Annotated in this window: 2 protein-coding genes; one reads left to right on the top strand and one right to left on the bottom strand. The window is 75.5% G+C overall.

Annotated features, from left to right (window positions below):
- Positions 1 to 42 precede the first annotated feature (42 nt).
- Positions 43 to 7,086, bottom strand: coding sequence for a non-ribosomal peptide synthetase (locus IE321_RS39280; RefSeq protein ID WP_190226452.1), 7,044 nt, complete (start codon positions 7,084 to 7,086; stop codon positions 43 to 45).
- 250 nt (positions 7,087 to 7,336) lie between these two features.
- Here IE321_RS39280 and IE321_RS39285 point away from each other — a divergent pair.
- On the top strand, positions 7,337 to 9,640 hold a 2,304-nt coding region (locus tag IE321_RS39285; protein WP_190226453.1), incomplete at its 3' end, for an amino acid adenylation domain-containing protein.

Consider the following 9,640-nt stretch of genomic DNA (forward strand, 5'->3'; position numbering starts at 1 on the left):
CGGGCCGTGAGGCGTCCTCACGACCCGGCCCCCGACGGCGTCTCACGGCCGGCTCAGCCGGTCCAGCACGCCCTGCAGGCTCTCCGCCAGGGTGGTCAGGTGCGGCTGCCGCATCATCGAGTGGTGGTCGCCCGGGACCGTGTGGAGTTCGAAGCCGCCGCGGGCCAGGAGCCGCCAGGGACGGGTGGCGGGCCGGCGCGGCTGCCGGCTCGCGGACAGCAGCACCAGACGCCCGTCGACCGGGCCCGGGCGGTGCCGCAGCAGGGCGCGGGTGTTGGCCTCGAAGACCCGTATCCGGTCGCGCAGGTCCTCGCGGATGCCCGCCGGGACGAGGCCCGCGCCTTCCAGGAGGTCCAGCAGCGCCTCGTCCTGGCGGTCCGGCGTCAGCCCGCGCAGCGCGGCCTCGTCGTACCCGGGCGCCGGGGCTCCGGACAGCCCGGCCAGGTCGTGGACGAAGCCGCCGAGGAGCGCGGCGCGGTCGGGCTGCTCCTCGCCGAGGTACGGCGGCATGCCGGTGTCGAGCATGACGACCAGCGCGGCCTCCTCGCCCGCCGCGGTCAGCCGGCCGGCCATCTCCGCGGCCACCAGGCCGCCGAGGGACCAGCCGCCGAGGTGGTACGGGCCGTGCGGCTGGACGGCGCGGATCGCGTCGACGTACCGCTCGGCGAGTGCGGTCAGCGAGGTGGTGAGGGGGCCGCCGTCGAGCCCCGGGTCCTCCAGTCCGTAGAGCGGCTGCTCGGGGTGGACGAGGCGGGCCAGCGGCAGGTACGGCACCACGGATCCGCCGACGGCGTGGACGAGGAAGAGCGGCGGCCGGCTGCCGGTGGGTTTGACGGGCACCAGCGGCGAGGGCAGGGTCCGCTTCCGGTGGGACGGGTCGAGCAGCATGGCGGTCCTCTCCACGGTCGGTGCCGCGTACAGGTCGCGCACGTCGAGGTCGGCGCCGAACTCCCGGCGGATCTCGGCGCGCAGCCGGGTCAGGTCGAGCGAGGTGCCGCCCAGGTCGAAGAAGCTGTCGTGGACGCCGATCCGGTCGGTGCCGAGGAGCCGGCCCCAGACGCGGGCGACGGCGCGTTCGGTGGCGTCGCGCGGGGCGACGGACTCGCCCGCGCGGACCGGTTCCGGGGCGGGCAGCGCGGCCCGGTCCACCTTGCCGTTGGCGGTCAGCACGATGCGCTCCACCGACACCAGGGCGGCGGGCACCATGTAGGCGGGCAGCCGGGCCGCCAGGTGGGCGCGGAGCGCGCCGAGGTCGCCGGGTCCGCCGGGCGTGGCGGGGACGACGTAGCCGACCAGCCGGTCGTCGCGGACCGCCACGCAGGCGTGGTCGACGTCGGGGTGCGCCGCGAGCACGGCCTCGATCTCGCCGAGTTCGATCCGGTGGCCGCGGATCTTGACCTGGTGGTCGATGCGGCCGAGGTACTCCAGTCCGCCGTCGGCGCGGCGCCGGGCCAGGTCGCCGGAGCGGTAGAGCCGGGCGCCGGGCGCGCCGCCGAAGCCGTCGGCGACGAACCGCCGGGCGCTCAGCCCCGGTTGGTGCAGATAGCCCCAGGACAGTCCGGCGCCGCCGACGAGGAGTTCGCCCGGGACGCCGAGGGGCGCGGGGTGCCCGGCCCGGTCGACGACCCAGAGCGACAGGTCGGGGATGGGCTCGCCGAGCGGGCTCGCGTTCTCGCGCAGCAGCTCTCGGGTGAGCGGGCAGTGGGTGACGTGGACGGTGGTCTCGGTGATGCCGTACATGTTGACGAGCCGCGGGCGGTCCTCGCCGTGCCGGTCGAACCAGCGGCGTACGGACTCGGTGTCCAGCGCGTCGCCGCCGAAGATCACGTACCGCAGGGCGAGGGGCTCCTGGCGTTCCTCGTCGGCGGCGACCAGCTGCCGGAAGGCGGCGGGGGTCTGGTTGAGCACGGTGACCCCCTCGCGGACGAGCAGGCGGTGGAAGTCCTCGGGCGAGCGGGTCTGCCAGAACGGCACCACGACCAGCCGGCCGCCGTGGACGAGGGCGCCCCACAGTTCCCAGACGGAGAAGTCGAAGGCGAAGGAGTGGAACAGCGTCCACACGTCCCGCTCGTCGAAGCCGTACCTGTCCTGGGTGGCCCGCATCAGCCGGACCACCTGGCCGTGCGGGACGGTGACCGCCTTGGGCTCGCCGGTCGAGCCCGACGTGTAGATCAGGTACGCCAGGTCGGCGCCCGTCACGGTGACCTCGGGCACCGGCAGGTCCCCGTCGGTGTCGGCGTCCAGGAGGAGCGCGGTCCCGGGCACGTCCAGGCCCGTCTGGGTGACGACCACCGACAGGCCCGCGTCGGCGGCCATGTAGGAGAGCCGCCGCGCCGGGTAGTCGGGGTCGAGGGGTACGTAGGCGGCGCCGGCGCGCAGGATGCCGAGGATGCCGACTACGAGGTCCGTGTCCCGGCGGACGCACAGGCCGACGAGGCTGCCGCGGGTGATCCCGCGCGCGGCCAGCCGGGCGGCCAGCCGCTCGGCGCGCCGGGCCAGTTCGGCGTAGCCGGTCCGCTCCTCGCCGGCGACGACGGCCACGGCGTCGGGGCGTCGGGCGGCCTGGGCGGCGAAGAGGTCCCAGAGGGAGGTGTCGGCCGGCACCTCGCGGCGGGCGGCGCTCCACCGGCGCAGGAGCGCCGTCTCGTCCGGTCCGGGCAGGACGAAGGCGCCCACCGGGGCGTCCGGTTCGGCCGCCGCGCGGGCCAGGACGCGGCCCAGGTGTTCGAGGAGCCGGGTCATCCGGTCCTCGTCGAAGAGGTCGGTGGCGTACTCGGCCTGGAGGCGCAGTCCGCCGTCGGCGGTGACGGTGGCGTGGGCGGCGAGGTCGAAGCGGGCGACCGAGCCGGTCACGGGCAGGGGTTCGGCGGTGACCGGGCCGAAGGCGGGTCCGGCGGCGGCGGTCTCGTCGGCGTGCAGGGTGAGGCTGATCTGGAAGAGCGGGTTGCGGCCGGGCTCGCGGGCCGGGCGCAGTTGCTCGACGAGGGTGCTGAAGGGCAGGTCCTGGTGGTCGGTGGCGCCCCGTACGGCGAGTTCGCAGCGGTGCGCGAGTTCGCGGAAGGTCGGGTTGCCGGCGAGGTCGGCGCGGAGCACCACGGTGTTGGCGAAGTAGCCGACCAGTGGTTCGAGTTCGGGCCGGTCGCGGCCGTAGAGCACGGAGCCGATGCCGATGTCGTCCTGGCCGGAGTGCCGGGAGAGGACGAGCAGGAAGCCGGCCATCACCACGGAGAGCAGCGAGGCGCGTTCGGTGTCGGCCAGGGCGCGCAGGGAGGCGCCGATGCCGTCCTGGAGCCGGAGTTCCACGGTGGCGCCGGGGTGTCCGGCGGCGGTGCCGCGCGGGCGGTCGGTGGGGAAGTCCAGCTGGGGCAGCGCGTGGAGGCGTTCGCGCCAGTAGCCGAGCTGCTTGTCCAGGACGTCGTCGGCGAGCCGGGCGCGCTGCCAGACGGCGTGGTCGGCCGGCTGGACGGCGAGGTCGGGGAGGGGGGCGTCGGGGTCGGTGTAGAGGGTGGCGAGCTCGTCGAGCAGGACGCCGGCCGACCACCCGTCGGCGACGATGTGGTGGGTGCAGAGCAGCAGGACGTGCTCGGCCGGGCCGAGCCGCAGCAGTTCGGCGCGCAGCAGGGGGTCGGCGGCCAGGTCGAAGGGGCGGGTGGCGGCCGCGGCGAGCGCCTCGGGCACCTGGTCCGGGTGGGTCGGGGTCGCGGTGAGCGGCCGGGGGTCCGGTGCGGGGTCGGTGATCTGGACCGGGGCGCCGTCCACGGCGACGAAGCGGGTGCGCAGGCTCTCGTGCCGGGCGACGAGCCGGCCCAGGGCGCGGGAGAGCCGGTCCGGGTCGAGGCGGCCGCGCAGGCGCAGGGCGAGCGGCACGTTGTACACCGGGGAGGCGGGGTCGAGCTGGTGGAGGAACCACAGGCCCTCCTGCTGGTGCGACAGCGGGAGGGGGGCGGTCCGGGGGACGGCGGGGATCCGTCCGCCGGCGTCCGGTTCGAGGAGCCGGGGGGCGAGTTCGGCGACGGTGGGCGCCCGGAAGAGGGTCGCCACGCCGAGGTCCGCGCCGAGCGCGGCGCGGATGCGGTTGACCAGGCGGATCGCGAGGAGGGAGTGGCCGCCGAGGGCGAAGAAGCCGTCGTGGACGCCGACCCTGGGGACGCGCAGCACCTCGGCGAAGAGGGCGCACAGGGCGCGTTCGCGGTCGTCGCGGGGGGCGACGTAGGCCGCGCCGGGATCGGTGTCGCCGGGGGCCGGGAGCCCCTTGCGGTCGATCTTGCCGTTCGGGGTGAGCGGCAGCTGGGCCAGCGGGACGAGGGCGGAGGGCACCATGTACGGCGGGAGGACCGAGGCGGCGGCGGCGCGGATCCCGGCGAGGTCCGGCGTGGGCACCGCGGGTACCAGGTAGCCGACGAGGCGCTTGTCGCCGGGCCGGTCCTCGCGGGCGTGCACATGGGCCTGGGCCACGTGCGGGTGGCGGAGCAGGGCGCTCTCCACCTCGCCGGGTTCGACGCGGAAGCCGCGGATCTTGACCTGGGTGTCGGCCCGGCCGGCGAACTCCAGGGTGCCGTCGGCACGCCAGCGGGCGAGGTCGCCGGTGCGGTACATGCGGGTGCCGGGCGGGCCGAAGGGGTCGGCGACGAAGCGTTCGGCGCTCAGTCCGGCGCGGCCCGCGTAGCCGCGGGCCAGGCCGGCGCCGGCGCCGTACAGCTCGCCGACGACGCCGACCGGCACCGGCCGCAGCCGGTCGTCGAGGAGGTAGACGGCGGTGTCGTCCATCGGCCGGCCCATCGGCACGCTGTCGGGCACGGCGTCGGGGTCGTGGAGGGCCATCTGGACGGAGCACATGGTCAGTTCGGTGGGGCCGTAGGTGGCGCGCACCCGCAGGTCCGGGTGGCGGCGCAGGACGGCGCGGACGGCGGCGGAGCTGATGACGTCGCCGCCGGTCATCACCTCGCGGACGCCGGCGAAGCAGTCGGGGTCCTCCTCGGCGACGACCTGGAAGAGGCCGGAGACGAGCAGCACGTCGGTGAGTCCGGCGGCCCGCACGACGGAGCCGTCGACCTCGCCGGGCGGTGCGACGACGACCTCTCCGCCGGACAGCAGCGGCACCCAGATCTCGCAGGTCGAGGCGTCGAAGGCGTGCGGGGAGTGGAGCAGGGCGCGGCGGGGCCGCTCGTCCTGCCAGCAGCGGTCGCGGGCGAAGGCGAGCACCCCGGCCTGGGTGGTGACGACCCCCTTGGGCGCGCCGGTCGAGCCGGAGGTGTACATGATGTAGGCGGCCTGGTCGGGGTGGGCGGCGCCGTCCGGCACGGCGGCGCGGTCGTCCGCCGTGGCCGCGAATCCGGTCACGTCCAGCGTCGGGCGTCCGGCGGCGGTGGCGGCCTCGTGGTCGCGCAGGGCGTCGTCGACCAGCAGGAGTGCCGCCCGGGAGCCGTCCAGGATGTCGCGCAGCCGTTCGGTGGGCGCGGTGAGCGGCAGCGGGACGAAGCAGCCGCCGGCCTTGAGGACCGCGAGCATCGACACGACGAGGGCGGCGGAGCGCTGCTGGAGGAGGCCGACGCGGGTCTCGGCCGTGACGCCGAGCCGGCGCAGGCGGCCGGCCAGCAGGTCGCTGCGCCGGTCGAGTTCGGCGTAGTCGAGCGTTTCGTCCGGGTCGGAGACGGCGGGCGCCTCGGGGGTGAGGGCGGCCTGCCGGGCGAAGGCCCGGGCGAGTCCGGAGGTCGGCGCGGGACGGGTCAGGCCGTTCCATCCGTACAGCACGGTGGCGCGTTCGCGGGCGTCGAGGAGGTCGAGGTCGCCCAGGGTGCGGTCCGGGTCGTCCGCGACCGCTTCGAGGAGCCGCACGAGGCGGTGGGCGAAGGCGGTGACCGTCTCGCGGTCGAAGAGTTCGGTGCGGTGGACGACCTGGAGGGACAGGTCCAGGGGGGTGCCGTCGGGGGCGTAGCGGTCGGTGAAGCTGACCGAGAGGTCGAAGTGGGCCGCGATGGTCCGGTTGCGCAGTTCGGTCACGGTCAGGCCGTCCAGGGCGTACTGGGCGGCGGCGTTGTTCTGGAGGACGAGGGCGACCTGGAAGAGCGGGTGGCGGTTGAGCGCGCGGCTCGGGTTGAGGGCCTCGACCAGGCGGTCGAAGGGCAGCTCGGGGTGGGCGAGGGCGGCGAGGTCGGTCTCCCTGGCCCGGGCGAGCAGCTGCCGGAAGGTCGGGTCCCCGCCGGTGTCGAGGCGCAGCACCAGGGTGTTCACGAAGAAGCCGATGAGGTCTTCGAGGTCCTCCTCGGCGCGGCCGGCGTCCATGGTGCCGAGCGGGATGTCGGTGCCGGCGCCGAGCCGGGTGAGGAGGGCCGCGAGGGCGGCGTGCACGACCATGAACAGCGAGGCGTCGGCGTCGCGCGCGAGCCGCAGCAGGCGGGTGTGCAGGGCCGCCGGGAGGTCGAGGCGGACCTCGCCGCCGTCGTCGCCGGAGACGTCCGGCCGGGGCCGGTCCAGGGGCAGCGGCAGCTCGTCGGGCAGGCCGGTCAGCCGTCCGGTCCAGTGGTCGAGGAGCTCCGCTCCGTCGGGGCCCTCCAGGAGCTCCCGCTGCCAGAGCGCGTAGTCGGCGTACTGGACGGGCAGCGGCTCCCAGTCGGGTGCGGTGCCGGCCCGGCGGGCCGCGTAGGCGGTTCCGAGGTCGCGGCCGAGCAGGGCCATCGACCAGCCGTCGCCCACGATGTGGTGGAGCACCAGGTAGAGGGTGTGGCGGTCCGGGCCGGTGCGCAGCAGCCAGACCTTCAGCGGCAGGTCCGCCGTGAGGTCGAAGGTGTGGCGGGCGAGCCGGTCCAGGGTGGCGGGCAGTTCGGCGGCGGGGACGTCCGTCTCGGTGACGAACTCGGCGGCGTCCACGCCGGCGCGGACCCGCTGCCGGGGCTCGCCGTCGACCTCGGGGAAGACGGTGCGCAGGCTCTCGTGCCGGGCGACGAGGTCGCCCAGGGCGGAGCGCAGGGCGGCGGTGTCGAGCGGGCCCTCCAGCCGGAGGGCGAGCGGCAGGTTGTAGGTCCAGGCCGCGGTGTCGAGACGGTTGAGAAACCACAGGCGTTGCTGCGCGAACGACAACGGGAACACGGATCCTCCTGCGCCTGCGAGATAGCGACGGTCGTCGGCCGCACACGATAGGTCGGCACCGGCGTGGCCAAGAGGACCGAAGGCCAAAGCCCCTTCTCCCCAGGGGTTTTGGCGGTGTCATCTAGGGGTTGTCGCACAACTTTCCGCCCGCCCATCATGAGCCAGCCCGCACGGGACCACCGGCACAGAGGGAACATGGAGAGCCGCGATGCCGCATTCGCCGGAGCACCTGCCGTCAGCCGATACCGACGTGACCGCGTCCTTGCACGGACTGGTGGCCCGGCACGCGGCGCTGCGCGGTGACGCGCCGGCCCTGCGCTGCGGCCGGGTCGAGCTGCGCTACGCCGAGCTCGACGCCCGCGCCAACCAGCTGGCCCACGTGCTGCGCGGCCGGGGGGTCGGCGCCGAGGACGTCGTGGCGCTGGCGCTGCCCCGGTCGGCGGAGCTGATCGTGGCCATGCTGGCGGTCGGCAAGGCCGGCGGCGCGTTCCTGCCGGTCGACGTCCACCACCCGGCCGAGCGCGTCGCGTTCCTGTGCGCCGACAGCGCTCCCCGGGCCCTGCTGACCACCGAGGCGTTGCTGCCCGGGCTGCCGGAGACCCCGGGCACCGCCCACTGGACGCTGCCGGAACTGCTGGCCGAGGCGGCCTCGGCGCCGGTGACCGCGCCGGACCCGGTGGACCGTCCGCTGTCCCTGGCGTACGTCATCTACACGTCGGGTTCGACGGGCCGGCCCAAGGGCGTCGCGGTGCCGCACCGGGGGCTCGGGCCGTTCGCCGCCGACCTGGCGGACCGGATGGCGGCGGGCCCGGACAGCGTGGTGTCGCAGCTCGCCTCGCCCAGCTTCGACGCCATGATCATCGAGGTGCTGATGGCCTTCGGGCCGGGCGGCACCCTGGTGGTCTCCCCCGAGACGCTGGCCGGCGAGGACGCGGCCGCCTTCCTCGGGGACCACGGGATCACCCACGCGTTCCTGCCGCCGTCGGTGCTCGCGACCGTGCCGAGGACCGAACTGCCCGCGCTGCGCGCCCTGATGGTCGGCGGCGAGGCGTGCGCCGCGCGGCTGGTGGACACCTGGGGCCGGGACCGCAGGATGGTCAACGGCTACGGCCCCACCGAGACCACGATGGCGATCACCCTGTCGGCCCCGCTCGTGCCCGGGACGGACGCGCCGCCGATCGGCTCCCGGGCGGGCGACAGCCGGCTGTACGTACTGGACGACCGGCTGCGCCCGACGCCCCCGGGCGAGATCGGCGAGCTGTACAGCGGCGGCGGGGGCGTCACGCGCGGGTACGTCGACCGCGCCGGGCTCACCGCGGAGCGCTACGTCGCCGACCCCTTCGGGGCGCCCGGCACCCGCATGTACCGCACCGGCGACCTGGTGCGGTCGCTGCCGGACGGCCAGCTCGCCTACTGCGGCCGGGCCGACGACCAGGTGAAGATCCGCGGCCTGCGGATCGAGCCCGGCGAGATCGAGGCGGTCCTCACCGGGCACCCGGCGGTGGAGCAGGCCCGGGTCCTGGTGCACGAGGACCGGCTGGGCGAGAAGCGGCTCGCCGGCTACGTGGTCGCGGGCCGCGCCCCGGCCGGCGAGGACGGCAACGCCGAACGGCACGTCGACGAGTGGCAGCAGATCTACGAGTCGTTCTACGACCGGTCCGACCGGACCGCCTTCGGCTCCGACTTCTCCGGCTGGAACTCCACCTACACCGGCGAGGGCATCCCGGTCGAGCAGATGGCCCGCTGGCGCGAGGCGATCGTCTCCCGCGTCCGGGACTTCGCGCCGCGCCGCGTCCTGGAGGTGGGCGTGGGCTCGGGCCTGATCCTGACGCCGCTGGTCGGCGAGGTGGAGGAGTACTGGGGCACCGACTACTCGGCCTCCGCCGTCGAGGGCCTCCGGGACCGGCTCGCCGGAGAGCCGGAGACCGCCGCGAAGGTCACCCTGCGCGTGCAGGCGGCCGACGTGACCACCGGTCTGCCGCGGGGCCACTTCGACACCGTCGTCGTCAACTCGGTCGTGCAGTACTTCCCGCACGAGGAGTACCTGCGGGACGTGCTGGTCAAGCTGCTGGACCTGCTCCGCCCGGGCGGCCGGCTGTTCGTCGGCGACGTGCGCTGCCTGCCGCTCGTGGACGCCATGTGGACCGGTGTCCGGCTCGCGCAGCTCGCCCACGATCCGGCGCCCGGCGAACTGCGCCGCGAGATCGAGCAGACGGTGGCGCTGGAGAAGGAGCTCTTGATCGACCCGGGCCTCTTCGGCACGGTCGGCGCCGGCGCCGTCGACGTACGCCTCAAGCCGGGCGCCGACCACAACGAACTCACCAAGCACCGCTACGACGTGGTGCTGCACAAGGACGCCGGCGGCGCCCAGGACCTGTCGGCGGCCCCGGCCCTGCGCTGGGGACACGACCTCCGGACCGACGAGGAGCTGGTCGCGCGGCTGGCGGACGGCACCGCGCTGCGGCTCACCGGGGTGCGCAACGCCCGCGCCGGCGGTGAGGTCGCCGCGGCGCGGGCGGTCGGCGCCGACGCGTCCCCCGCCGCCGCCCGCGCC

This window comes from Streptomyces hydrogenans, from assembly GCF_014656075.1.
GTDB classification, from domain to species: Bacteria; Actinomycetota; Actinomycetes; order Streptomycetales; family Streptomycetaceae; genus Streptomyces; species Streptomyces hydrogenans.